Origin of the sequence: Rheinheimera texasensis DSM 17496, assembly GCF_000711985.1 — a bacterium.
Classification (GTDB): domain Bacteria; phylum Pseudomonadota; class Gammaproteobacteria; order Enterobacterales; family Alteromonadaceae; genus Pararheinheimera; species Pararheinheimera texasensis.
The window spans coordinates 1186763-1212908 of the sequence record NZ_KL544005.1 but is presented as its reverse complement, the minus strand read 5'-3'; the positions used below and the strand labels follow the sequence as shown (position 1 = coordinate 1212908).

The following is a 26146-nucleotide window of genomic DNA, read 5'->3' as shown; positions in this document are numbered from 1 at the left end:
GTCGGCACTTTAGCATCGTGGCCTGAGCCAGGCAGCAAAAATAACATTGTTTCACAAATTGGCCGGGGAATTGTCACAGAAGCGTCTTGCCTCACTCTTTAGACTGAACCGACATGTTGTGGATGGAGACATAAAGTGCAAAATGATTTGAATGCGCCAGCCCCGGGCCGTTATTGCCGGCTGCAAATTCTGGCTTTTTTGCTGGTGAATTTGTTAGGGTCCTGTGTTCATGTACCGCCAGCTCAGAGCTCCGCGCAATCGGCGAGTGTTTCCCAGACCGGGCGACAGGCTGACGCTCAGCAAAACAGCAATACGCTGACAGTTGTGACAGCACAGCCTTAAAGAACGCGAATTCCCGGCATCCTCTGTTGGTTTGCTTGCCCACAGCAGCCTGTTGTGGCACCTTATCAGCCTGATAATAAGTCTGCCATCTCTGTTTCACCGTATAGCAGAGCAAAACAGTAGCAGGCGTTGCAGGCCGATGGGGAATTTTGCAGTATGAAAGGAAAAGCCACTTCGTTTGATATTGCCTACCTGGCTGGAGTGTCGCAATCAACGGTATCCCGCGCCCTACGTGACAGCCCGGCGGTGAATCAGGAAACCAAAGACAAGATTTTCGCGATCGCCAAACAACTCAATTATAAAGTCGACAAAAATGCCAGTAACCTGCGTAAACAGCGCAGCGGTACTTTAGCCTTGTTGTTATTTGAAGACCCTACCGTCGATGATTCACAAATTAATCCGTTTTTTCTGTCGATGCTCGGCAGCATCACCCGTGCTTGTACCAAACGCGGCCATGATTTACTGATCTCGTTCCAGCAACTGAGTAATGACTGGCATGCCGACTACGAAGACAGCAAAAAAGCTGATGGCATCATCCTGCTGGGTTACGGCGATTACATCGATTACGAAGAAAAGTTACAGCAACTACTGGCGCAACAGACGCATTTTGTATGCTGGGGCGCGCAGGTTGAAGGCCATCCGGAATTTACCATTCGCAGTAACAATCGCGAAGGTGGCCGGCAAGCAGCTGCACACCTGCTAAGCCTGGGCTACCGCAGTTTTGCTTTTATCGGTATTGCGTCTGATCATGCGCCTGAATTTTTGCAGCGGTTTCAGGGTTATCTTGAAGTGCTGGCCGAACATGGTATTCCACCGGAGCAAGTGCCGCAGTTTGATGCGATTTCGACCGAACAGGCCGGCTACAGTGCCACGCAACAGTTATTTGCCGAAGGTCACAGACCCCGGGCGATATTTACCGCCAGTGACCTGATTGCTATTGGCGTGATCCGTGCGGTGCAAGCCGCTGGTTTGCGGGTGCCGGAAGACGTGGCGGTGGTGGGTTTCGACGACATCCCGATGGCCAGCTTCTGCACGCCGCCTTTGACCACTATTCAGCAAAATACCACCTTAGCCGGTGAGATGTTGGTGGTGAACCTGCTGAAGCTGATCGCACAGGAAAGTATCAGTCAGACTGAGATTGAACCGAAAATGATTGTGCGCCGTTCTTGCGGCAGCCCTCAAACCGCGCTCATCGGCAAATGACGGCCAATAAAACCAGTCTGCATCCGCAGAATCCTTTTGCCGCGCCATATCCGCTCACGGAGCTGGTCAAGCTGCAACCGGCACTGGCGGCGTTTTTAAAAACGACTCCGGATGGCCGGCAAACATTGAATTTTGCCGAACCTGAAGCTGTCACTCTGCTAAATACCGCGTTATTACAATGGCAGTTTGGCGTGGCGCATTATCAAATTCCGTCTGGTTATCTTTGTCCGGCCGTGCCAGGGCGGCTGGATTACCTGCTGTATTTACAGGATTTATTAACCCAAAGTCATCAGGGCAAAAAGGTGCCGGCATCTGCAGTGCAACTGCTGGATATCGGTTGTGGTGCCAACCTTATTTATGCATTGTTGGCCGCTAAAGCGCTGCGTTGGCAGGCGATTGGCAGCGATATTGATGCCAGAGCTTTGCAGAATGCGGCGTCTCTTATCGAGCAAAATGGCTTGCAACGTCAGTTATCGCTGCGTCAGCAAAGCAATCCGCAGGCGATTTTCCATGGCGTGATTCAGCCCGGGGACTATCTGGACCTGACCTTATGTAACCCGCCGTTTCATGACAGTCCGGACGCTGCTGCAGCCGGCAGTGCCCGAAAACAACGCAATTTGGGCCTGGAGAGTTCGGCACCGCTGAATTTTGCCGGGCAAGCCAATGAGCTCTGGTGTGAAGGCGGCGAGCCGGCTTTTTTACGCCGGATGCTGGCGGAGAGCAAAGATTTTGCCCATCAGGTGTATTGGTTCAGCACGCTGGTGTCGAAACAGCAGCATTTGCCAAAATTGCAGCAGCAGTTACAGCAACTGGGCGCGACACAAGTGCAGGTGATCACGATGGCGCAGGGCAATAAACAAAGCCGGATTTTAGCCTGGAGTTTTCTGACCCCTGAGCTTGCGGCATTATGGCAACAACATCGCTGGCGTCGTCGTTGATGTCCTGCCGTCGCCGCGTTCATATCGTCTGAAAACTATCGCAGAAGACTATCGCAGAAGACTATCGCAAAAACTCCCCACAAAGAAAAACTCCCGGCCTGCTGCATCGCAACAACAAACCGGGAGCGGGAGAGTCGTGCGGTACAGGTAAACTGGCCCGCAGCAGTGTGTTATTTCGCGTAACGCCGCGCTTTATTTGTCGTAACGTTGTTCTTTATTTGGCGTAGCGCTGCTCTACCAGCGGATAACGGTCCCAGACTTTCTGGTCCTGCAGTGACCGCAACAGCTTGATATATTCGGCGTGAGTCCAGGCCAACGGCGTCGCGCCATTGGTACCTTCACCCGGCTGATACTGGTAGTGGCTATTATTGCCGACGCCGTCAAATACCTGCTCCGGTAACATGAGACCTTCGTTAGCAAAATGCTCCATTGCGCCAACATACTGCGCCCGCAAAGGCGCCAGTTCTGCCTCAGCTAACTGAGGTTTTTGCAGCAGCGCCCGCGCCAGCTCATAGTGGCCGCGCTCACCGGAGAAAAACGGCCAGACGCGGCCGCGTTGACCGGCCGTGTTGGTCTGGCCAGGTCCATTGGCATAAGCCTCGCCACTGACGATATCTTCGCCATAACCATCAATGCCATATCGACGCCAGCCTGAAACGGTCTGTCCGCTGGCAGTTTTAAATTCGTAGCGCACCCGCGTCAGGTCTGGCAACGTCAGGTCGTCCATTTCGCCTAAAGTCGCCAGCACCGCCGGATGGTCGGCTTTGCGTACGCCATAACGCACCAGTTCGAGGAAACCACCGTCAACCACGTTGCCTTCGCGGGTATCGGCCTGACCGTTACGCAGTTCCAGCACACTGTTGTCGTTTGGATCTTCGTTGCTGTTGATGCGCAGATAATATTTGCCGTCACTATTGGCTGTTTTCAGCTGGCCTTGTTCGGTATAAGTCAGGGCTTCAAGCTTGCCGGCAAACTCGTCGGCTTTTTGCTGATACAGCGTGGCATTCTCGCTGTCACCAGCCTTGGCCGCGATGTCGGCAGCACTGACCAGACCGCTGATAATCGCCGCCATGGTCGATGGTGAATAACCATATTGTTCTTCCCAGCGCTCCTGTTGGGTCGCCGGCGACTTTAAATCGATGTCGTTCCAGTCCAGTTTGACTTTGCCGCCGTGCGCGAGGAAATCCGCCGCCGGTTTTAGCATGCTGTGATACCAGCTGGTGATCTCGGCGTCCGATAACACGCCGTCCTGCCACAAGCGCCAGCCCAGCATCACTGGCATGGCGGTCTGGTCCATCTGGATACCAACCCATTCCAACGTGCCATCAACATGGGTTTTTTGCAGGAACCAGCCCGGTGTACCGCTATAACCCGGCGTTTTGTCAGTGACCTGCACTTTTTGCAGGTATTGGAACGCGACTTTTGGGCTCTCTTTATCGCCCAGCGCTAACAGAGCCATCGCCACCTGATAAAAATCCCTTGGCCAGACAGCTTTGTAGCCGGTCTGTGCCTGTTCAGCTGATTTGGCTTCGCCCCATGGATTGGACAAAGAGGCGATAAAAGCACCGGCGTGGGTTTTATCTTCCTGTGCTTTTAACACCAGCGCACTGGCATACAGCAGTTTGCCCTGATCGGTGCTCTGGTCGGTCAGTGTCGCCAGCGCCGGCAGCTGCGTCAGATAATCCTGCCAGCCGATAGCATCGCCGTCGCCGTGATATTGTGCCAACACGGTGTCGAGGCCGCGGGCCAGCGTTTGTTGCGCCTGAGCTTGACTTTGTGCCGCGTCGCTACCAAAACCAATCACCTGGTCCCAGCTCGCTGTCTCGCCTTTTTTCAGTGTGGCGTGAGTAAGCAAAGCCGCCACGTTGCCGGCTGTCTCACCGGTGCTTTGATAAGCTGGTACTTTGCCAGACTTTTTCAGCTCGGTCAGGCCGTCCGACACTCCGGCGAAGCCGACTGTGGCCTGCAAAGGTGCCGGCACCGTCAGCAGTGTCAAACTGTTGCTGCCATCTTGCGCCTGCAGCATACCGTCTTTGAATGTTGCTTTGTCATTGCTGCCGGTATTGGCCAGCGCCGGGTCAATATAGGAATAGACTGTCAGGCCATCGGCCAAGGCTTTGAATTTGGTCCGCACCACCATCGATTGCGCTGAAGGATCAGTGAAATACTGTTTTTCAATTTCATACTGGCCGTTTTTTGCGGTGTTGGTCACCCGGTACGATAGCGCCAATGGGCGGCCGGCGGCATCTTTGAGCAGGTAATCGGTCTCACTGTTGGTCGCGGTTTTTTCTTCGTCAACAAAACCTTGCCCTTGAACTACCAGCTGTAATTCGCGTAGCTGCGCTTCATGGATAAGCCCTGCCATGGTTTCGGTCAGAATGCCCTGTGCCAGTGAGAACCAGACTTTCGACACCACGCCCGTGCTGGCGGTATCCGCATAACGGCCATCCTGATATTGCTCGTACGAGGAGCCGATACCGGTTTTACCGGCATAAGACCAGGTGGAAGGCTGACCAGGTGCGCCCGGCGCCGTCGTTGCGGCAGGCTCTTGCTGCGGCTGACAGGCCGACAACATGAAGGCGACACTCAGCGCCGACAGACGAAACACAGCTTTCATCAACAATCTCTCCTTTACTTCGCGGCAGTTGCTCAGCTGCGCTCAGTTTTTACGGTCAGTACGTACACAGCAGCAATCAGCAGACTGGCAGCACCCAGCGCCAGCGCATAAATCGCCTCGGCGTTAAATAAATGATTAATCAGCGAGCCCAGAATAGTGGCGGCCAACAGCTGCGGTAACACGATAAAGAAGTTAAACATGCCCATGTACACGCCCATTTTGTTAGACGGTAATGAATCAGCCAGCATGGCGTATGGCAGCGACAAAATTGATGCCCAGGCGAAGCCGACACCAATCATGGAGAGCCACAACAACGCCGGATCTTTGATCACCAAAAAGGACAGATAACCAAGCGCACCCAAGACCAGATTGATGCAGTGTGCCACCTGCAATGAGGTGCGGCGTACAATATATGGGATCACTAAGGCCGCCAGCGCGGCAAAACCGTTGTAAAACGCGAACAGCATGCCGACCCAGTCCGCGCCGTCGTTGTATGCGGCAGACGTCGGATCTGAACTGCCGTAGTGCACCGAAGTGACTGCAGCTGTGGTGTAAATCCACATGGCAAACAAGGCGAACCAGGAGAAAAACTGCACTACCGCGAGCTGACGCATGCGGCCTGGCATTGTGTACAGGTCATCAACAATTTGTACGACCATGCCATTTTTGCCTTTGGCTTTGCTGCGGGATACCTGGAATTGCAGCAAACCAAAGGCCAGCAGCGAACCGCCAAGAATATATAGTTGCTGGTCGAGCTGGAACTGCCAGACTAAACCGAGTGACACTACGCCAATCAGCGCGGCAATCACGCCTTCACGCCAGTACTGGCGTTGATTGCTGCCGGGCAGACTTTCTTCATGTGCTTCGCCAAAAGCGGCCAGTTGCGCTGGGCTATATTCGGTCGAACGCATCACGGTCCAAAGTACCGCGATAAACAGCACCACACCGCCACAATAAAACGAATAACGCACTGAATCCGGAATTTCCCCCGGTGCTGCAGTATTGGCCACGTCAAACCAGTTGGTCAGCATATAAGGCAGGGCGGACGCGACGACGGCACCAATACCGATAAAAAAGCTCTGCATGGAAAAACCCAGCGGCCGTTGTTGCTCGTTCAGGTTGTCGCCGACAAAAGCGCGGAAAGGTTCCATGGTGATATTGATAGAGGCATCAAGGATCCATAGCATGCCGGCCGCCATCCACAAAGTTGGTGAATTCGGCAGGAAGAACAGCGCCATCGTAGTCAGCACGGCGCCGTAGAAAAAGTACGGGCGGCGGCGGCCTAAGCGGTTCCAGGTCCGGTCAGAAAAATATCCTACCACCGGCTGCACCAGTAACCCGGTCAGCGGCCCGGCGATCCATAAAATTGGCAGTTCATCGATACTGGCGCCTAAGGTTTGAAAAATCCGGCTGACGTTACCGTTTTGCAAGGCAAAACCAAACTGGATCCCCAGGAAGCCGAAGCACATATTCCAGATTTGCCAGAAACTAAGATTCGGTTTGGCCTGCTGCATAATGATTCCCCGTATTGTTATTTTTTGCGTCTATTGTCCCTGCCCGCTATGACTGCCGGTGCTGACAGTGGCAGGCTTTCAGAGCATAGCAGAGTGCTGTTTATACTATGGTTTTCTGCTGTTTTGCCGGGAGACACCCAGAAAAAAGGGGAGCATTAACTCCCCGCAAATGTGTCTCCAGGAAACTGTGGGACCTGGCCTGCACGGCTTGTGGCGCAAGCAGACAGATAAACAGATCTTCTTGATATCGTGCTTTGCCGGCAACAACAACATGAATACGTATTCAAACCAGGCCAGATGCGGCGAAATGAGGCATTCGCCGGCGAGACGTGCGCAGATTGCACCAGCACGCAACAAAAAACCGGCTATGACGGGCCGGGCTGTTGAAAACTGGTGCAGTAGCGGCAGCTTTTGCTCCGCTTTGGGTGCTGTTGCTTAGCTACCTGCTGAGTTTAGCGGTGGAACTGGTTTTCGACGCCGTTTTCCAGCAGGAAATCGCCGAGGTCCAGCAAATGCATCTCGTCCAGTTCCAGCGTGTCGAGCACCGCATCGGCGATCGCTTGCCACTGCATGTCGTCTGATACGTCAAATAAGGTCTGTTGCTCGCCGACCATATGTTCTGCCAGTTTTAAAATCGCGCACAGGCGTTTTTCATACATATCAGTGGAATGGAACAACAATTCGGGCTGATGGTGATAAGCGATGACGTTACTGATCTCTGGTGCCAGGCCCCAGCTCTGGGCAATCATAAATCCCAGCATTTCGTGGCTGGTATTAAAATAACGCTGCTCAATATCGCCAAAATTCATTTGTTGGCTGAGGCCGACTTTCAGCACCTTCGGATAATCCGGGAACTGCGCATGGATCAGCGCCATTCCGGCGTTATGGAACAAACCAATCGAATAACAATCGTCGGCGCAGTCCGAACCGAGGCGTAAATGCTGGGCGATCAGCATGGCGGCGCTGCCAACATCCATCGCACTGTTCCACTGCCGCAGCGTAAAGGGGTCGGCTTTGCCATCGCTGAGGGTAAAACGCAGCACCACGCTGGACACCAGTTTCACCACGCGGTTTAAGCCCAGAAATTTACAGGCATGTTCAATCGAACTGATTTTACGGCGCAGGCCAAAATAGGCGGAGTTCACGACTTTCAGCGTAAAGCCGGCAATGCCAATATCCATATTGATCAGCGTCGCAATGGTATTGATATTCGGATCTTCCAGTTCGATTTCCTGTTTGATCCGCAGTAGCACTTCAGGTTGCGGGGGAATGGTGAAACCGGCCAATGCATTTTCAACCGCTTTCATATCAATAGGTTTGACCATAAAGCCAGACTCCGGAAGGCAAGGACTCAATTGAATAAGTGCCTAGTATATCCGCTCTGAGGGCGAACTGCAGTGTCTGTTTGGGGAAATCCGGCGTGGTGGCCACCCCACCGGACTTGTTTGCTGTTGGCTTAGCTTTTCAGCTTTTTCAGTTGTTTTTGCAGGGATTTCAGTTCTTTTTCCAGCTTTTCTGGCTTGTCGGCCAAAGCCAACACCGGCTGTAATGCCTGTTCAGCGTCTGTTTTATTCTGTTCCAATAAATGGATTTGCGCTAAGCGGACCCGCGCCCATGGCAATTGTTGATTCTCGCCATCTTTATAAAAATCAATAAATTGCTGCAATGCGGCTTTACCGGCAGCTTTATCCTGTTGCTCGACTGCGGCCAGGCGGCCAACTTGATACAGGTAGCTGTATTTTTGCTGCGGTTTTTCTGCCAGTTGGGCGGCCTGCTGATACAGCGCTGCTGCCTCAGACATTTGTTTTTTACTCAGCAGCAACACGGCCTTTTGTGCCAATAAACGGGCTTGCTGCGGTTGTTGCTGCAAGGCCTCATCGATGACTTTCAGTGCTTCGTCGGTTTTTTCATCGTTATTCAGCACCATGGCTTGTGCCAGCGGGCCTGCTACCCGATCTTTGCCTGCCAGGGCTTGTGTCATTCGCTTTGCTTCGTCTTCATCACCGCCGGCGATACCGGGTGCCTGCAGATAAAAGCCAATCAGATTCAGCTGCAGATCTGCATCTTCTGGTGCCAGACTAACGGCTTGTTTCAGCAGCGCCAGCCCGTCTTTGGCATGGCCTGCGGCCGAAAAAATGCTGGCTTGCTGTGCCAGTGTGAACTGATTCATCGCGGCGAGCTGCAGCAGATCGGCATCTTTGGGAAAAGTTTTGCTGGCTTGTTGCAGAAACTCTGCAGCCGCTTCAGTTTGCTCGAGTCCTATCAGTGCTTGAGCGTGCGCTTGTTGTAAGCTGACGTCAGAAGCGAAGGTTGGCAGGGTAGTAACGTGTTTTTCGATATTTTTGAACTGGTCTTTTTCCAGCCACTGCTGGATTTGCGTCGCGTTGACTTCAGTTTGACTGTGTAATAAACCAGAGAAGATCGAAGCGCATAACAATATAGCGGTTTTCATCGGCCTATCCTTGTAATTGATGTATCAATGGATATTAACCTGATGGTAACAATTTGTGCAAACAGACGCGCTTCAGGTCTGACCTTTGCTGCTACGCCTACAGCGTTCGGAACAATATTTCACCGTCGCCCAATCACGTTGCCATTTTTTGCGCCATTGAAAAGGACGCAGGCAAACCGGGCAGATTTTTTCAGGTAGATGTAATTTGTGGTGAGCCAACTGAATAGTTCCTGAACTGAAAAGTAAGCATTGAGCGTAAGGTTACGGCTCAGTTCAGGCGATGGATTATTACCGGGCGGGCACGAAACGGAATTTTGGAGAATGGTTACGAGTCGAGATAAGGCCGACCGGCCATCATCTTTTGTGCCAGCTGAATTTCGGCGTCTTTGTCTTCCAGCTGCAGATTGGCAAACTGCACGTCAAACTGAATTAAATCGTCTTCCGGCATATTCAGTGCGATCAGCCGGTCCGGTACATGGCCAACCTGACGATAGGCATTAATCGCCACTTGGGCTGCCTGTTCCATCAGCATAAAGAAATAACCCAGCGGGAAATTTTGCAGCTCCGGCGCGTCCAGCTGTGCCCAGCCGAGTAAATCGCCACTGATGCTTTCGTCGGCATGGTCAGTGAATAACAGCGACACTGCAGCAAATGGCGGATTTTCACCGGATTTATAGGCTGCAGCATCCGCTTCGCTGAATAACAGTACATAACCGAAGGCCGGGCAGCCTTCTGCGTCCATATCGTCAAAGGCAGGGTCGTACACTAAAAACAGGCGATTGTCAGACATGGCAGGTACTCAAAACACAACAGGCCGCATATTGTACCTAAGGCTGTCCGGTTGCAGAAGCATAAATTTGCAGCAACAGCGCCTTTCAGCGGAACTACAGCTGATCTTTTGCCGGGACTGGGCTAACATGCGGCGGGTCTTTGACGGGAGAATTAAGCATGTCCGAGTTTAAACATATTTCTACCAGCGAAACTTTTGCCGCTTTAAATGCCGGTGAAGTGGTGATCGCTGATATCCGCGACGACCAGAGTTTTGCCAGCGCCCATATCGACGGCGCTTATCATCTGACTAACGGCACTTTGCACCAGTTTATGCTGCAAACCCCGCTGGATAAGCCGGTGGTAGTGGTGTGTTATCACGGTCGCTCCAGCCAGAGCGCGGCACAATATCTGGCTGAACAGGGGTTTGACACTGTGTACAGCATGGACGGTGGTTTTGAAAGCTGGCGTCTGGCCTATCCGTTCAGTAGCTCGTTGGAGTAAATGGCATGCAGCAGCTGGCCGTGCTGAATTCTGCCGCCGCAGCCCAGACCTTCGCCGATTATTGCCTGACGCAGGGGTGGTCGGTCAGTGTGGTAGTGCATAGCACAGAGCATGCGGAAATCTTCTGCGAGGCGGCGGATGAACCGCAAGTTGCCGCCGAGCTGCAGCAATTTTTACAACAACCGGGGCATGACAAATACAGCGCCGCGGCCTGGCAGCGCAGTCAGCCGTTGCAGCATTCCGGCAGCAGCGGGCTTGGAGCTTTAGGTCAGGGCTTTTTGCAACAAACCGGGCCTGTAGTGTGGTTACTGACCATCCCGGCGCTGCTGGTATTTGTTTGCCTGCAGATTTGGCCTCAGCAAGTATTTGATAGTCTGCGTTTTTTTAGCGCGGACGAATCAGAGCTGCTCAGTTATCGTTGGTGGAGCCCGATGCTGCTGCACTTCTCTGCTGCGCATCTGATGTTTAATTTACTAGCGTTATGGATTTATGGCGGCCGGCTTGAAGTCTGGCTGGGCAGCCGGCAGTTATTGCTCGTGGCACTGGTGGCTGGCCTTGTCAGTAATCTGAGTCAGTTCCTGCTGACCGGGCCGAATTTTGGCGGATTATCCGGTGTGGTTTATGCGATTTTTGGTTTTGTCTGGGTCTACGGTTGGCGGTTTCCGCTGCAACCACTGCAATTGTCCAAGCCTGATCTGATTATGGCGCTGGGCTTTCTGGGCTTAGGTTTTGCGGATTTGCTGTGGGTGAACACAGCAAACTGGGCACATCTGAGTGGGTTTGTCTGTGGTATGGCGCTGGCGACACTGGCCCGAAGCCCGGTGCGCCAGCCAAAGTAGATATTTTTAGATTATTGGTACAGGTACTTAGTGAATAACACGTCCTGTACCAATTCTGACCCTGTCTCTTTTTTCATCAGCTCGTTGATTTTCTGCAGAATTTTCATCCGCACTTCTTCGCGGCCCTGCAGAGATTTAATAGTCGTATCCGCTTCTTTACCAAACACACCGACAATGGCGTCGAGGATCAGTGGTTCATGATGTTCAATCAGAGGCAAAAACTTTTCGTCTTTGATCATCAACTCCATGGTCACCCGCACATACCCTAAGGATTTCTGCCCGTCGGTCACGTAGTTAGTCACGATATCCGGGTCAAACCCGTGATAAACCACTTTGGGCTGAGCCGGTGCTGCCGGTGCAGGCTCCTGAGCAAAGGCGACAGGGACAAACAACAAAAAGAAAAGGCCGATAAGAGTCTTGTTGGCTAACACAGCTGAGTCCGCTTAATTGGTTTGTTAACAAGTTTACCCGAGAGCATGGCAGAACACTATCCTGTGCATGCGGGCGAATGATGAAAAAAATCAGCAGCCTTTGTTGCGCCGCCTGGACTATCTATGATCGATTTTTCCGGCACTGTCAAAGGAGTTTGTTTGATGCTAGAGCGTGGTAATGAAAACAGCCGGCAGAACTTGGTATGATGCGGGTTTAATACAACTGTTTGGACCGGGTGTTGGCTTGAATGATGTGGATGTAGCGCCAATTTGGCAGGCGGATTGGTCGGCGCAACAGCCCGATGACATAGCTCCATTGTGGCTGGACTGGTTACTCGAACCCGGTTCGCTGACGGCCCGGCTCCAGCGCACGGGTTATGCCTTTAGCTTGCAGCTGTTGTTGCAACGAAACATCGACTTGCCGGAATTCCTGCAACAGCGCTGGCAGACCCGATATGGCTTAGTGCGTGAAGTGGTGTTGCTGTTGGACCAGCAGCCTTGCATCTATGCGCAGAGTTTTCTGCCAGACCATACAGTGGCGGCTTTGCAGCCGCTGGCTGATCTCGGTACTATGCCGCTCGGCCATTATATTTTTACCCAGCCTGATTTACAGCGCAGCGGGATTGAGCTGGCCCCGTTTGACGCCGGGCTACAGCTGCGGTCCGTCGGCCTTTTGCCGCAGCTGTGGGGCCGGCGTTCTTATTTCACTTTGTCACATCACGAATTATTAGTGCAGGAACTGTATTTACCTGCATTAGCGGAGTTTATCTGATATGCACTGGCAACTGTCCCTGGCGCATTGGCCTGAATATAAGCAACTGATGCGGCTCGATAAACCTATCGGTATCTACCTGTTGTTATGGCCAACAGCCTGGGCTTTGTGGCTGGCGGCTGAAGGTTTTCCGAGCCTGACCATGCTGCTGGTATTTGGTTTAGGTGTGGTGTTGATGCGCTCCGCCGGTTGTGTGATTAACGACTATGCCGACCGCAATTTTGATGGTGCGGTAGAACGCACCAAAAACCGCCCTTTGGCGGCAGGCCGGGTCAGTAGTCGCGAGGCCTTGCAGTTATTTGTGTTGTTACTGGTGTTGTCAGCCAGTTTGCTGCTGTTTTTAAACTGGCAAACCGTGTTGTTAAGCGGTGTTGCTGTGCTGTTGGCAGCTATTTATCCCTTTATGAAACGGGTCACGCACTTACCTCAAGTGGTGCTCGGCGCTGCATTCAGTTGGGGCATGCCAATGAGTTTTATGGCGATACAGGGTCAGCTGCCTCTGCTGGTTTGGGTGTTATATGGTGCCAACCTGCTGTGGACTGTGGCTTACGATACCTTTTATGCCATGGTTGATCAGGAAGATGATGTCAAAATCGGCGTCAAATCCACAGCGCGGTTGTTTGGCCGATACGGGTTTTGGATCATCGGGTTGTTACAGCTGGGAACTCTGGCCTTGCTGGAATGGGCAGGTCAGCTGGCCGGCCTTGGTGAAGCATACAGTTATGCGCTGCTGACCGTGCTGCTGCTGTTTTTTTATCAGCATCGCATCGCCCGGCAGGGCCGGGACGGTTGTTTCCGTGCTTTTTTACACAATCATTATGTGGGCGCGGTTGTTTTTGCCGGTATTGTGCTGGGGCAGTGATTGCCCATGATGGTGTTTTTCCGGCGGTTGAGCTGACTTCGGTGCAAGCTGCTATCAACTGATGTTATGGTGCTGCGATCCAATTGCCACACTGTCCCGTAAGGCTTTGTTATGCAACATCACCAAGACGCTGATACCCCTATGCCCGCTTTACACGTTCTCGGTTATCTCGGTTTATTGCCATTTCTGGCCTTAAGCCTGCTGACTTTTTTCCCGCTGCCGGGCTTTGATGCCTTGGCGATGTTTCAGCGCTACAGCGCTATTATTCTGGGTTTTATGGCCGGGGTGTTATGGCCGGTCTGGTCGCAGCGGTTGTCGGTCTGGCCTTTGGCAGTTTTTGCTGTCAGTTTACCGGTGCTGAGTTTTTTGGCCGGATTTCTGCCACAGACGGCTACTTTAACTGTTGAATTGCTGCTGTTTGTCGCGCTCAGGCTCGGCGAACGCTGGTTCGAACTGGACCAGCAATATCACCCGGCTTATTTGCAGTTGCGCAAACAGCTGACAGCTGTCGTTGTTGCCTGCCACGCGGCTTTGCTGGTGTTTTTATTTCTCTGAATAAGAAACCCGGCATGCGCCGGGTTTCTGCTTCAAGTTCGCAAAGCGACTAGTGCATATGCCGATGACCGGTTCTGGCACCGCCACTGGCGGCATTGCCGGCTGGCTCAGCAAAATCGCGGATACTCACTGTAGTTTTGGCAAAAGGCTGTACGCCGATACGCTGATAAATCTGCGATGGCACCATAGCTTTACCTTGTGTCACCACCAATGCCAGTTGGCGAATGTCGGCGATGTTTTTCGTCGGGTCACCGTCGACCAGCAGTAAATCGGCATCAAAGCCCGGTTTGATCTGGCCTTTGGTTTCCGCCACTTTACTGAATTTCGCGCCGTTTAACGTTGCAACCTGCAGCGCCTGCGCCGGGGTTAAACCGGCTTTCACCAGCAATTCCAGTTCGCCTTGTAAAGTGAAACCCGCCAGTTCGTCAGTGCCAGCCACCACCGGAATACCGGCTTTGTACATCATGCCAACAAACTCAACCATCTTGGCGTAGGATTTAGCGTAGCGCTGCGCTGTAGCGTCATCCGGAATATCCAGCTCGGCGCGGGCATAACGACGCTGCACATCCGGCGGCAGGTTTTTCACGATAGCGCGCCAGGGTTCGCCAACGGTGCCGTCGACTTTTTTCAGGAAGTCAAAAGTTGCCAGCGTCGGGTCGACTGACAGATTGTTGTCTTTCAGTAATTTAATGAAATCCTGCACTTTTTTGCTTTGCAGGTCTAAATCGGCCACTTGTTTCGCCGGTAAATAAAACCGTTCCAGCGTGCGGGTGTCAGTGTCGGGTTTGACCAGGAAGTTCAGCAATAACTGGTTGATATGCTGAATTTCATCAAAACCGGCGGCAACGACATCCTCCGCTTTTAAAAACGCCGGCACGTGGCCGCTGACGCGCAGGCCACGGCTATGCGCATAGGCGACAGTGTCTTTTAAGATGGCTTTGGGAAACGAGTTATAAATTTTCAGCTGCGGGTAACCATGGGCGGCGTACCAGTCAATCGCCTGTTTCGCACCAGCCAGGTCTTTGATCACAAAACCGCTGCGCGATGAATACGGGCTTTCACCTTCAAGGAAACCGGTTGGCACTATCGTTGGCGCCAGCAACTGGTCGTTGGCAATTTCGTCGATCATCAGCTGCATATTGGCGTTGTCGTTGCCCATATCACGCAGCGTGGTCACGCCTGCCGCCAGATGGAGCGGACCTTCCCAGCGTGAAATATGGCCGTGCATATCAAATAGGCCAGGCACCACGATGCGGTTCGCGGCGTCGATTTCATGCTGTACAGGGCTTTGCAATGAGCCGGCCGGCACTACTGTGGTGATTTTGCCACGCAGCAGATAGATGTCACTTGGCGCGCCGACCTGCAAAGTCACGCTGTCAAAAATTCGCGCATTACGCACCACGGTCAGGCCGTGCAGCTCTTTTGGCAGCTCAGTGGCCATTTTTTCCAGCAAAGTAGTTTCAGCTTTGAGCTGCATCGCCAGCATTGCATCAGCGTTACCCTGCCAGCCTTCTTCAATCAGTGTCAGATAACCGGGCGCAATGCTGGCAAACAGCCGTGGCGTTTCGCCTTTGGTGGCCCAGACAAAATTCGGTTCAAAGCCAACGCCGGTCTGGACTAACAACTGGACTTGCTGTTTTTCACCAGCGTTTTCGACAATCAGTTCACCAGCGACTTGCTGTTGCAAAGTGCCGCTGGGCAATAATGGCAGGCTGTTTTTACCGCTTTTCGCCATGGCGGCGATAGCAACTGTCGCCAGCTGCGGTGTGCCGTCGACCGGCAGATAGAGTGCGTTTTGATTGTATTTGGCGCTGCCTTGTTCTTTGCCGGTGCTCCAGCGCGCAGTGTCGCCTTCGACTTTAAAGCTTTCACTGACCACTGAGCCAAAAGTGGTGGCGCCTTTGGCCTGATAGTCGGTGATAAAGCCGTCTTTGTTCAGTTTAATAGTTTCGTTAATTTCCGGGCCGCGGCCGTTGTCTTTAAAGATAAAGCGGACCGAGGTTTCGCCGTTATCTTTGATGTCGACAATTTGTTCGCCGGCTTTGACGCCGTTGTCGACCAGAATCGTGTATTTGAGTTGTTCGGCTGCTAAGGCCTGCTGAGCACAGGCCAGCATCGTTAACAGACTAAGGATTTTTATTTTCATCTGAGGTTCCCGGTGTTTGCACCCAAACAGGCAGCATAATGCAAATTTGTCTGCCGTACTCATCTAACCTGCCTTTGATCGCCGGACTTTTTCGGTCATTGGTCGCTTTTAATGGCGTGATGTTGCACAAAACCCCGCAATCAGCTGCGGAATACTTTGGCCGGCCCGGACATTCCGGTACACTAGCGGTTTGCCTTTTTTCCGCGAAGGAATAATTCAGCTGTGTTTCCGATAAGTCCTGTGCAACTGCAACTCTGGTTTGACCCTGCTACTTTTCAGCGCGCCCGCGCTTATTGGCAGGCTGGCAAAGTGATCAAACTGGAATACAACGAGGATTTATCGTCGATCAGTGCGCAGGTCTGGGGCGAAGCTTTAGCGCCGTACCGGCAATATTTGTCATTAAAACAACGGGATGGAGACTGGCAGCTGACCGATTCGTGCAGTTGCCCGGTTGGTGGCCGTTGTAAACATGTGCTGGCAGTGCTGCTGAAATTAAAACAGGCCTGGGAACAGCAACAGGTTGATTTGCAGCAGCTGCCGCTGCGTCAGCTGACGCAATGGTTTGCCGACGCCGAGCGCCAGACCGGACAGTCGGCCGACAGCGCCAAACTGCGTGAAGTGGTGCTGTACATCTTAAGTTATGGCCAAAGCGGCCTGCAGCTCTATCCACGCCGCGTCAAGACCAGTAAAAAAGGCGGTTACAGCAAAGGCACTGCCATCACAGCGCAGGATTTTTCCGGTTATCTGCAACCGTATTGGATTGAAGAAGCGGATTTTCGTCTGCTGAATTTGTTCCGCGCGCAGAATTTAAAAGATCAGGCCTTGCTCGAAGACGACTGGGGTTATGCGCTGTTGCAACAGATGATGGCCACCGGCCGCTGTTATTTCGGCGAAGGCCGCCACACATTGAGCTGGGGAGCAGCACGCCCGCTACAGCTGAACTGGCTGGCAGGGCGTGAAGGTTATCTGCTGGAATGGGATTTGGGCGACGATGCCGAACTGGAAGTGGTTTACACCCAACCACCTTGTTATCTCGACACCAGCAACTATCAGCTGGGCTTGCTGGAAACCGATTTAACCGGCCGTGAGCTGAAGTTGTTGTCGCGCATGCCGCCGATCCCGGCCAATGCCGCCGCTGACAGTCTGGTCCGGCTGCAGCAATTATTTTCCCGAGTCAGTTTGCCTATTCCACGTGGCGTTGGCTTAAGTCGGGTCGAAGCCGATGCGGTACCGGTGTTAAAGCTGGGGCAAAGTGATGCCGGGCAGGACGAGGCCATTCTGGCTTTTGATTATGGTTCTCACCGGTTGGCGCTGGATTTAAGCGCACATCAGACTGAAATTCAGCAGGGTAACGAGCGGATTTTTATCAAACGTCAGCGCGCTATTGAAGTGCAGGCGGTGGAACAATTGACGGAACTCGGGCTGGTGCAGACCGCGCCGGCCAAAGATCCAGCCCGTTTTGGTACCGGCGAAGGGCCGGACAATCCGTTACTATGGCAGCAATTGCTGCAGGCGTTGCCGGAGCTTCATGCTGGTGGCTGGCGGGTCGAACAGGACAGCCGCTTTAATCAGGCGATTTTAAGCGACCGGCCTTATCTCAAAGTGCAGGACAAAGCCAAAGGTGGCTTTGGTGTTGCCATTGAAGTGGAAGTCGACGGCGTGCAGGTGCCGCTATTGCCGCTCATCAGCCAGTGGCTGCGCCAATACGGCTTACCGACAGCGCAGCAGGAGATTTGGCTGAAGTTACCACAAGGTCAGCTGGCGCTGCCGGTGAGTCTCATTCAGCCGTTAATTGACACTATTGTCGAGCTGCTGAATCTGCAAAAAACACCGCTGGAACTGGAGCTGCCGGATTACAAAGCGGCGATTTTACCACCGCCCGGCGCGAGTGAGGTCAAATACCTAAACGCCAGCCGGGTGGCCAGTTTAAGCACCCAGCTGCAGCAGTTTGACGGCATCAGCGAAGTGCCGGTGCCACAACGGCTGCAGGCGACGCTGCGGCCTTATCAGCAACAAGGCCTGAACTGGCTGAGTTTTCTGCGCACTTATGGCTTAGGCGGCATTCTGGCCGACGATATGGGCCTTGGTAAAACTTTGCAGACGTTAAGTTTTATCCAGAGCGAACGCGAAGCCGGCCGGCTCAATAGCCCGGTGTTAATCGTTTGCCCGACCAGTTTACTTGGTAATTGGCAGCAGGAAGCGGCGCGTTTTACGCCAGAGCTTCGCGTGCTGCAAATCTATGGCAGCAAACGCCAGCATTTGTTTGAGCAGCTTTGTGATTATGATTTGCTGGTGACCACCTATCCGCTGATTGTGCGCGATATCAAGGTGTATCAGCAGCTGCGTTTTAACCTGGTGGTGCTGGACGAAGCGCAGCATATTAAAAATTCCGGCAGTCAGGCTGCACAGGCGGTACGTCTGTTAAAAGCCGATTTCCGCCTCGCCTTAAGCGGCACGCCGCTGGAGAACCATTTGGGCGAGCTGAAATCGTTGTTTGATTTTGTCCTGCCGGGCCTTTTAGGCACTGAGACCTATTTCCAGCAGGTGTTCCGTAAACCTATTGAAAAACAAGGTGATATGGAGCGCTCCAATGCGCTGAAGCAACGAATCGCACCTTTTATGCTGCGCCGCACCAAAAACCAGGTCGCGACTGAATTGCCGGATAAAACCGAAATCATTCAGCTGCTGGAACTGGAGCACGACCAGCGCAACTTATATGAAAGCATCCGGCTGGTGATGGAAACCAAAGTGCGCGAGCTGTTCCTGAAAAAAGGCGTAGCGGCCAGTCAGATTGAATTCCTCGACGCGCTGCTGAAACTGCGCCAGGCCTGCTGCGACGCGCGTTTGGTACCGATTGAACAGGCGCAGTCGGTTAAACACAATGCCAAATTAGAATGGCTGCGCGACAACCTGACGGAAATGATTGAAGAAGGCCGCAAAATCCTGTTGTTCAGCCAGTTTGCCAGCATGTTGGGGCTGATTGAGCAGGAACTGCAGTATCTGGGCATTCCATACAGCAAACTGACGGGGCAAACTAAAAACCGGCAGCAACAAATTGACGACTTCCAGCACGGTAGTAATCCGATTTTCCTCATAAGCCTCAAAGCCGGCGGTACCGGGCTGAATTTAACCGCAGCTGATACCGTCATTCATTACGACCCCTGGTGGAATCCTGCCGCCGAAAATCAGGCCACCGACCGCGCGCACCGCATCGGCCAGGACAAAGCGGTGTTTGTGTATAAGCTGATTGCCCGTCACACCGTCGAAGAAAAAGTGCAGCAAATGCAGCAATACAAACGCGGCCTCGCTGACCAGCTGTTCGCCGGCACGCAAGGCCAGCCGTGGCAGGGCAGTGCCATGGATTTACTGGCGCTGTTTGGTGAGGGTTGATGCGCGTAACTGAGTGTTATAACAGACTGTTAATTTTGTGATATAAATTCGGCAGTCTGCTTTTTCATCAGGTCGACGCCGATGCTTTTAGTATTCCTTGCCAGTACTTTGTTGTTTTTGTTACTCGGTGTATTTGCCGGTGGGGCCGATGATCCAAAGATGCCCGGCAAAAGAGCCGGTTTTGTGGTGTATTTCCTGTCGTTTTATGCGGTCAGTCAGTGGTCAAGCGACAAGTTTTCGCTGGCAGATCTGGGCGTCATGCTAAGCGCAGTCTTAAGTTATCTGGCGGGCGTCCGGCTGGGGCGCAAGTTACAACAACATTTCGAGAAGAAACCAAAGGAACGGTTATGAAGCGTTATATTACGCTGATTTGGACTGTTGCAGTCAGTTACTCACTGTTTGCAATTCTGGTCTTGTTAAGCGCTTCGGCCGAGCTGGTGCAACAAATCTGGTTAACTGCCACTCTGTTGCTACTGCTTTATTTAAGTCCACAAGTATTTGACCGGGTTCGATATTTGACCAGACCAGCGTTTTACTTCTGCGTGCTGGTTGCTGCCCTCGTGTTGCTGCGGCTGATTTGTATCCCTTTCTTTGACAGGAGCTGGCTGGTGCAGATGCCGGGGATTTTCCATCTGGCCTTTGTACTGTGTTTTATCGTGGTCGGGCAAAGTTTTCACGGCTTTCGCTTGGACCGGACACCAGATTATTTATACCGCGCAGTACATTGGCAGGATTTGAGTGTTGCATTGAAATGGGCTGTTGGCCTGATACTGGCGAGCGCAGCAGTCCAGCTGGGGTTTATCCTGCAGCAAATGCCGGCGGCGGTAGCTGAGCTCTCCTCTGAGGCAGCGCATTATGCAGCACACGAATTTTCTGTATCGATGTTACTGAATCAATTGTTTGCGGTCTTTTTACTCGATGTATTAAGACTGCGCAGTCAGTCAATAACTGCGGACTGATGCTGCTGTCCCGCCGCGAACGCGGCGGGTTTTGCTGCTGCGTTTCAGCAAAAAATTTGTTCGCCATGCACTCAAAGCGGGGCATCCACATCTTTAATCGTCACATTGCCATTGATGCGGTTTTCGACCGGCGTTAACAGTTTCACCACTTTGTGCGCTTGTTCAGCGCGGGCGAAGTCGACCAGCGGCTGAGCATTACACACCACTTTTTTCACCGCATTATCTTTACTGATGCGATAGGCTTTTAAGGTTTTCACCAGGCCAAAGGCATCATCTTGTGAGGCTTCGACACAGACGCTCATGACGGCTCGGTCGATATAAGACATTTCGCCTTTGCTGGCACTGGCGGGCATGGCCAGGCTGGTGGCGACTGTGATGGTCAGGGCGGCAGTGCGTAATAAGGTCAGGCTGTTCATAGGGTGTCCCTCGTGGTGATTCGTGCTGTCAGGTATTGGCGGTGCGCTCAGCACGCTGCCATAGCGTCATTATTCTGCTGGTGGTGGCGCTTGTCTGAACAAAAGGGACGGCAGGGGCAGTCGAGGTGACCAAGTGACCAGAGCCCCGAAAGCCGGGTTTAACGGGGATTGGCGGTCAATAAAATGGCCACTACAGCGCAGGCGGCTTTAGTGGCCTTGTAGTTATTTCTCTAGTTTCAGGCTGTAACTGCCGCTGCCACGGACTGCTTTCACCACCGCGCGGTAATAGCCACTGTTAGCAGCGTAACTTAATGATTCTTTAGCCGTTGTTGAGGTTGACTGCGCCACATTTACCCAGGCGGAGCCATTCCAGCGTTGCAGGTACAAATCAAAGTTCGCCGTGGCCGGACCGGTTAAAGTTAAGCGGATAGTGCCGCCACCATACTGAAAATAACTGTTGTTCGGCACTATGGCCTGGGCGCCGCTGGTCAGGTTACCGCTATAAGTTTCGCCAGTGCTGGCGGCCACCAGCTGAAAGCTGATAGTGGGTGCCGGAGCGCTGATTTGCGCCAGGGCGAACCCTGAATCTGTGCCATTCCACCACAGGCTGTTGGTGCCTTTGCTGGTCAGTGCATTCGGGAAATTCCGGTTAAATTCAGCAGTGCTGTTGCCGTCGTATAAATCGGTGGCATCACTGCGATTACGTTTGTTTTCCGGATCGCGGTTGCCGTCAGCATGCTCCATCTGGATATAAGGTTTCCATTCATTCGAGTTATCACCGCTCGGGTCGACATGCCAGACGGCCAGGCCCTGGTCTGGTTGATATTGCTGTTGCCCGCTTTGGTGAATAGCTTCGAGGTAAAACGCTTCTTTGGTATTGGCCGGATTACTCCAGCGATACAGCTGATGGCTTTCTGAAGTGTGACTAAGTAGCCCGGATGGGGCCTGACTGTTCAGTTTCGGATTGAGTTCAATCACGCTGTCCCAGCCGGCCAGATGGCGCAACACGCCGACCGGTGGGGTGGGTTTAAATTTATTTTGTGCGCCGATGGCACCGTAACCCATCAGGCAAAATGCAGCGACTGAACCTTCAGAGCTGCCGTCATAATCATATAAGTCGGGCCAGCCAAATAACAGATGGCCGCTTTCGTGCACAAAGGTGCCAATGGCCATGTTTGTGCCCATATTGGTGATTTGATAACGAGAGGTACAGACGCCGTCGGCACAGAATTTTGGCGAAAGCCCGCCCATATGGGGCCACAAACCTTTTGACCAGGCACTGTCGGCTTCACCGGCGTAAAAGAAATTCAGCCCCAGAATTTGTTTACTGCTGTTGGTGGTCAGCGTGGAGAAATCAAAGCCTTCAGTTTTATCCAGCCAGTTCAGCGCTTCTGAGATCAACTCCATTGACCTGACGGATGCCGAAAGGCTGTTGTCGGCGTAATACGCTTTGTTTTTCTTCGCGGTGTAATAACGTGTCACGCTGTTCTGATAATCCAGTTTGCCGGCCGACACAGTGCGAAAATAGCCGCGCACGGACTGGGCGTTGCCAAATTCGCTGTAATTCAGGTCATTGAGGAAACTCTCGACCTGAGTTTTACTGATTGTCCCGGCCTGATCCGGAAACTGGATAATCACCGTCAGGCCTTTCACCGTGGCAGGTAAGGCACTGTTGCTGATATCTGTCGCCAACACGGCAGCATCGTCGGCGGGTTCGTCATGCAGATGAAAAGAGGTCTCACCGGACTGTTGACCAAACAACTGTTGCTGCGCCTGCCTGACCAATGCAGCTCTTGCAGCTGCAGATAAGCCCGGCTCTGGCTTCACGCCGGACAGTTCAGCTGTGGCTTGTGCCGGATCTGCTTTGGTATTGGCAGGTGGCAACGCCAGCTGCCCGGTCGATTCAATGATTTTACCATCGGCGCTGACACGGCCATAGGCATAACCTTTTAACTGGTTGTCGTACACCACCAGCCGACCGTCGGCCAGCCGTTGTTCGGCGAACAAACTGTTACCGGACAAATAGATGGTTAAGCTCTGTCCACCGGGCTGGCGGAACTGAAACGGCTGATTCGCATAAGGCACGGCGGCTTGGGCCGTGCTGACCCAAAGACCTGTGGTGCTGGTCAGCAGCGCACTGAATAGCAATACAGAGCAAGCCGCTGAAAATGGCCGCGCCCGGAATGAATAAGTCATGGTGGATGTTCCTGTTGCAAAATGTTGGCAAGTGCAGCTCTGGGGCTGCTGCATGGTCTGTATGGACAGATCCGGCTCCAGACTAGACGTTTTTGCTCAGGCTATGCGGGATCCACTGCCGCAAAAATGTGATATTTCTGTGATATTTTTTTGAATTTCGAATGAAAAAGGAACAAGTTTGGTTTTTTCACAAGCCTTCACCGTGCAAAAAAAACGCTATTTCGAAACTAAATGAAGATTTAAGCTGTTGTTCCGGTTAATTCACATCAATGAGCAACACCGGGACAGGGCAGGTCAAAGCTCTGCCAGCCGACCTTCCCAATTCTGCTTATAACGCCTCGACGCATTCACCACTTTTCCGTCGGACAACGTGAACTGATAGTCGTTGTGGTGGGTTTTGACTTTATGCACATGATGCAGATTAACCAGAATCGAGCGGTGAATTTGCACAAAATGCGCTGGCAGCCGTTGCAGCAGTTCTTTGATGGTTTCGCGGATCACCAGATTTTCTGACAAAGTCTGCACACACATATAGTTGCCGGCAGCTTCTATCACCCGCACGTCGATGTCATCCAGCAGCAAAGTCGAAGCGCCGGTGCGGAAGGTCAGCTTGTGCGGCGGGGCCACTTCGCTGAGCGGCTGGTTTTTATCCAGCGTGGTGCGCACGTCTAGCAGGCACTGCGCCAGGCGCTGGCGCGACACCGGTTTGAGCAGGTAATCAAAGGCAAAATGCTCAAAAGCGGAAAAAGCATATTGCTCATACGCCGTCACCAGCACCAGCAGCGGCGGGCTTAAGGCGGAGGCTTTATTCAGCTGCTTCAGAATATCAATGCCTTTAAGGCCTGGCATCTGAATATCCAGAAACACCAAATCGACCTGATGCTGCTGTAAGTATGTCAGCGTGTCGTCGCCATTATCAAAACAGGCATCAATCTGCAGGTTCGGATAATTCGCCAGTTTGGCTTTTAAGTTACTGATCGCCAGCGGTTCATCGTCCGCGATCACGAGCCGGATGGGCTGCATATAACACCTCCAGTGGTAAATTCAGCCGGGCATAAAAACCAAAGGCCGGGTTTAATAACGTCAGACTGGCGCGGGAGCCAAAGAGCAACTCCAGCCGCTCTTGTAGCTGCTGTAAACTTGCGGGCACCTGACTGGCAGGCCAGAGCTGGGTTTCGGTGCCGGCGGCATCACTACGAATAATAAATTGCAGCATGCCCGCCTGTTCGCCCGGTTCGCAGGGCTCGGTCAGCTCAATATGTAAGTGGATAGGACCACTTTGTTCGGCCACAGTCCACAGAATGGCTTGTTCGGCCATCGGCTGAAACAACAAAGGCGGCAGCTGCATTGGTTTAGTCGCGCTTAACTGCCAATCCAGCACCAGCCGCTCGCCAAACCGCACTTGCTGAATAGCCAGATAGGCTTCCAGCGCCTGTAATTCTTCGCGCAGCGGCACCCACTGGTCGTCCTGATTCTTCAGCGAGTGGCGCAAAAATGCTGATAGTTGCTGGATCAAGTCTTCGGCGGCCAGGCCTTTACGGCTGACAATCAATGAATTCAACGCGTTTAGCGTATTAAACATAAAGTGAGGGTTGAGCTGATAACGCAGGACTTTCAGCCGCGCTTGCCGCGCCTGTTTTAGCAGTTGCTGGCGGTTTTCCAGTTGCTGCAAAGTGAAGAAATTCAGCTTCATCAGCAAAAACACCGCCACCCAGCCACAGAGTGGCAACAGCACCAGCGGAATACCCACGACTAAATAGTGGCTCCAGTGCGTCATCATGTCGGGGCCGCTTTTCATTGCATAATGTGTCAGCAAATATTGGCGCAGCGGAATTAACAGCAATAACAACGGCATTAACCAGACCGCCAGTCGTTGCAGTTGCTGCGCAGGCGTACAGGGCCGGGCCAGTTCGCGGGTGCCGAGCCAGCCGGTCAGGCTCAGGTTAATGACGGTGATCAGCGTGTATGTCGCCAGGTAAGGAAAAGCTGCTTCCTGTTGTAGTGGGATCAGCAAGCTGAGATGGGTGTATTTCAGCAGTAAATAGCCAAGCCAATACAGCAGATGCCAAAACCAGAAACGGGTCAGTGCTAAGGCAGAGTCGTTGACGGGCCTAATCATAAAACGCTGCTCTGTTGCGGCGGCAGGGCGATCGCCACACTGAAACCGGCCGGTAAACTCTGCACTACTAAACGTGCCTGCTCACCAAAATGCTGATAAAGCCGGTCGCGGATATTTCTAAGGCCGACGCCGGTGCCATGGCCAGCTGCACTTTGCGCGCCGGGGCCGTCATCCTGCACCGACAATTGCACCAGACCATCGCATTGCCCGCCGCTGATAGTGATAGTGGCGCCATTTTGCTGCGCAGCGACGGCATATTTGATGGCATTTTCTACCAGCGGCTGTAGCAACAATGCGGGCACCAGTTGTTGTTTGATCTGTTCGTCAATGTGCCATTGCACCCTCAGCTTGTCGCCGAAGCGGGTTTTCTGGAGGGTCAGATAAGCCTCAATTGCTGAGAGTTCGTCGGCCAGGCGAACCAGTGAATCCGGCGAATGACTGAGCGAATAGCGTAAAAAAGTCGATAGCTGTTCTGACATCAGCTCGGCATCTTCAAAACGTTCGGCTTCGAGCAAGGCACAAACGGAATTCAGCGCATTAAAAGTAAAATGCGGATTGAGTTGATGACGCAGTGCCTGCAGTTCCAGCTGCTGAATATTCTGAGCCAGCCGGTGGGACTCCTGAGCTTGCGCCTGTTGCAGGCAATACCGGCTAAAACTGAGAAAAGCGGCCGCCCAGACAAAAAACGCCAGCGCGTGGGTGTCGAGCTGCCCGAGCAGTAAATTCAGGTGGAAATCATATTTTTGCCATAGCAGCATACTGGCGTAATTGAATAAAGGGATATAACACAAAGCCAGCAACGCCGTGGCCAGAAACAGCCGCAACGCCGACAACTGCCAGCGCTGCGCCAGCGTTAGCAGTGCACTGGTTAAGGCCAGTTGCACCGCTAAAGAACCGAATGACAACAGCAAATATTTCAGTTCGAATTTCTCTTTCCACACCAGTACTTCCAGTAGCAGATTCGTTATTTCAAACAAAGCGACGCAGCACCAGAACCAGATGTTAAATCGAATCAGTCTTGGTAAGTCTAATGGCATGGGCCAGCTCTCCAGCAGCAATGACACTCAGTATATGAATAAAGCTCATCACGGATGCAAGCTAGGGTTCAACGGGCGTTGCAGCG

Annotated in this window: 23 protein-coding genes; 10 read left to right on the top strand and 13 right to left on the bottom strand. The window is 52.8% G+C overall.

The window, feature by feature from the left end; translation table 11 throughout:
• Nucleotides 1-498: 498 nt before the first annotated feature.
• Nucleotides 499-1545, top strand: a complete 1047-nt coding sequence (locus Q399_RS0115910; RefSeq protein ID WP_031570088.1) for a LacI family DNA-binding transcriptional regulator — start codon at nt 499-501, stop codon at nt 1543-1545.
• Nucleotides 1542-2483 carry a 23S rRNA (adenine(1618)-N(6))-methyltransferase RlmF gene (rlmF, locus tag Q399_RS0115905; protein ID WP_051686075.1) on the top strand — a complete coding sequence of 314 codons (942 nt, stop codon included), beginning with the start codon at nt 1542-1544 and terminating at the stop codon, nt 2481-2483. The genes Q399_RS0115910 and rlmF overlap by 4 nt, the downstream gene beginning before the upstream one ends.
• A 214-nt stretch (nt 2484-2697) precedes the next feature.
• Here rlmF and Q399_RS0115900 read toward each other — a convergent pair whose 3' ends face one another.
• The 6 genes from Q399_RS0115900 to Q399_RS0115880 form a co-directional block, all read right to left on the bottom strand.
• Complete coding sequence (locus Q399_RS0115900) at nt 2698-5100, bottom strand: glycoside hydrolase family 15 protein (protein WP_031570085.1); 2403 nt, start codon at nt 5098-5100, stop codon at nt 2698-2700.
• A 32-nt stretch (nt 5101-5132) separates the two neighbouring features.
• Entirely contained in the window at nt 5133-6614 is a 1482-nt protein-coding gene (locus Q399_RS0115895; RefSeq protein WP_031570083.1) for an MFS transporter, read from the bottom strand.
• A gap of 452 nt (nt 6615-7066) precedes the next feature.
• Entirely contained in the window at nt 7067-7939 is an 873-nt protein-coding gene (locus tag Q399_RS0115890) for an HDOD domain-containing protein (RefSeq protein ID WP_031570081.1), read from the bottom strand.
• A gap of 131 nt (nt 7940-8070) precedes the next feature.
• Nucleotides 8071-9066, bottom strand: a complete 996-nt coding sequence (locus Q399_RS0115885) for a tetratricopeptide repeat protein (protein WP_031570079.1) — start codon at nt 9064-9066, stop codon at nt 8071-8073.
• 72 nt (nt 9067-9138) lie between these two features.
• The gene (locus tag Q399_RS21955; RefSeq protein ID WP_084164418.1) at nt 9139-9285 is read right to left on the bottom strand and encodes a DUF2256 domain-containing protein; all 147 of its coding nucleotides are present in this window, start codon (nt 9283-9285) and stop codon (nt 9139-9141) included.
• A 106-nt stretch (nt 9286-9391) separates the two neighbouring features.
• The gene (locus Q399_RS0115880) at nt 9392-9856 is read right to left on the bottom strand and encodes a hypothetical protein (RefSeq protein ID WP_031570078.1); all 465 of its coding nucleotides are present in this window, start codon (nt 9854-9856) and stop codon (nt 9392-9394) included.
• A gap of 158 nt (nt 9857-10014) precedes the next feature.
• On the opposite strand from Q399_RS0115880, the gene glpE reads away from it, so the two are divergent.
• Complete coding sequence (glpE, locus tag Q399_RS0115875; protein ID WP_031570076.1) at nt 10015-10338, top strand: thiosulfate sulfurtransferase GlpE; 324 nt, start codon at nt 10015-10017, stop codon at nt 10336-10338.
• 5 nt (nt 10339-10343) lie between these two features.
• Nucleotides 10344-11177, top strand: coding sequence for a rhomboid family intramembrane serine protease (locus Q399_RS0115870; protein WP_031570075.1), 834 nt, complete (start codon nt 10344-10346; stop codon nt 11175-11177).
• Between the two features lie 11 nt (nt 11178-11188).
• Here Q399_RS0115870 and Q399_RS0115865 read toward each other — a convergent pair whose 3' ends face one another.
• A complete protein-coding gene (locus tag Q399_RS0115865; RefSeq protein WP_245612899.1) occupies nt 11189-11608 on the bottom strand; it encodes a flagellar basal body-associated FliL family protein in 420 nt (139 codons plus the stop codon).
• 253 nt (nt 11609-11861) lie between these two features.
• Between Q399_RS0115865 and Q399_RS0115860 the strand changes: the two genes are divergently transcribed.
• The 3 genes from Q399_RS0115860 (at nt 11862) to Q399_RS0115850 (ending at nt 13797) form a co-directional block, all read left to right on the top strand.
• Nucleotides 11862-12380: a chorismate--pyruvate lyase family protein gene (locus Q399_RS0115860; protein ID WP_245612915.1), complete on the top strand. Its 519-nt coding sequence runs from the start codon at nt 11862-11864 to the stop codon at nt 12378-12380.
• Nucleotide 12381: 1 nt separating this feature from the next.
• A complete protein-coding gene (ubiA, locus tag Q399_RS0115855) occupies nt 12382-13242 on the top strand; it encodes a 4-hydroxybenzoate octaprenyltransferase (protein ID WP_031570069.1) in 861 nt (286 codons plus the stop codon).
• A 111-nt stretch (nt 13243-13353) separates the two neighbouring features.
• A complete protein-coding gene (locus Q399_RS0115850; RefSeq protein ID WP_051686073.1) occupies nt 13354-13797 on the top strand; it encodes a DUF3429 domain-containing protein in 444 nt (147 codons plus the stop codon).
• 49 nt (nt 13798-13846) lie between these two features.
• On the opposite strand, the gene Q399_RS0115845 is transcribed toward Q399_RS0115850, so the two are convergent.
• Entirely contained in the window at nt 13847-15943 is a 2097-nt protein-coding gene (locus Q399_RS0115845; RefSeq protein WP_031570067.1) for an amidohydrolase family protein, read from the bottom strand.
• Between the two features lie 222 nt (nt 15944-16165).
• On the opposite strand from Q399_RS0115845, the gene Q399_RS0115840 reads away from it, so the two are divergent.
• The 3 genes from Q399_RS0115840 (at nt 16166) to Q399_RS0115830 (ending at nt 20292) form a co-directional block, all read left to right on the top strand.
• Nucleotides 16166-19333, top strand: a complete 3168-nt coding sequence (locus Q399_RS0115840; protein ID WP_031570065.1) for a DEAD/DEAH box helicase — start codon at nt 16166-16168, stop codon at nt 19331-19333.
• 81 nt (nt 19334-19414) lie between these two features.
• On the top strand, nt 19415-19684 hold the full coding sequence (locus tag Q399_RS0115835; protein WP_031570064.1) for a hypothetical protein: 270 nt from the start codon (nt 19415-19417) through the stop codon (nt 19682-19684).
• A complete protein-coding gene (locus tag Q399_RS0115830; protein WP_031570062.1) occupies nt 19681-20292 on the top strand; it encodes a hypothetical protein in 612 nt (203 codons plus the stop codon). The genes Q399_RS0115835 and Q399_RS0115830 overlap by 4 nt, the downstream gene beginning before the upstream one ends.
• Nucleotides 20293-20363: 71 nt before the next feature.
• Here Q399_RS0115830 and Q399_RS0115825 read toward each other — a convergent pair whose 3' ends face one another.
• The 5 genes from Q399_RS0115825 to Q399_RS0115805 all read right to left on the bottom strand — a co-directional run bounded on the left by Q399_RS0115825 (nt 20364) and on the right by Q399_RS0115805 (nt 26060).
• Nucleotides 20364-20708, bottom strand: a complete 345-nt coding sequence (locus Q399_RS0115825; RefSeq protein WP_031570060.1) for a DUF3718 domain-containing protein — start codon at nt 20706-20708, stop codon at nt 20364-20366.
• A gap of 222 nt (nt 20709-20930) precedes the next feature.
• Nucleotides 20931-22904: a M6 family metalloprotease domain-containing protein gene (locus Q399_RS0115820; RefSeq protein WP_051686072.1), complete on the bottom strand. Its 1974-nt coding sequence runs from the start codon at nt 22902-22904 to the stop codon at nt 20931-20933.
• Between the two features lie 294 nt (nt 22905-23198).
• A complete protein-coding gene (locus Q399_RS0115815) occupies nt 23199-23927 on the bottom strand; it encodes a LytR/AlgR family response regulator transcription factor (RefSeq protein ID WP_031570056.1) in 729 nt (242 codons plus the stop codon).
• Nucleotides 23893-25023: a sensor histidine kinase gene (locus Q399_RS0115810; RefSeq protein WP_031570053.1), complete on the bottom strand. Its 1131-nt coding sequence runs from the start codon at nt 25021-25023 to the stop codon at nt 23893-23895. The genes Q399_RS0115815 and Q399_RS0115810 overlap by 35 nt, the downstream gene beginning before the upstream one ends.
• A complete protein-coding gene (locus Q399_RS0115805; protein ID WP_031570050.1) occupies nt 25020-26060 on the bottom strand; it encodes a sensor histidine kinase in 1041 nt (346 codons plus the stop codon). The genes Q399_RS0115810 and Q399_RS0115805 overlap by 4 nt, the downstream gene beginning before the upstream one ends.
• Nucleotides 26061-26146 lie beyond the last annotated feature (86 nt).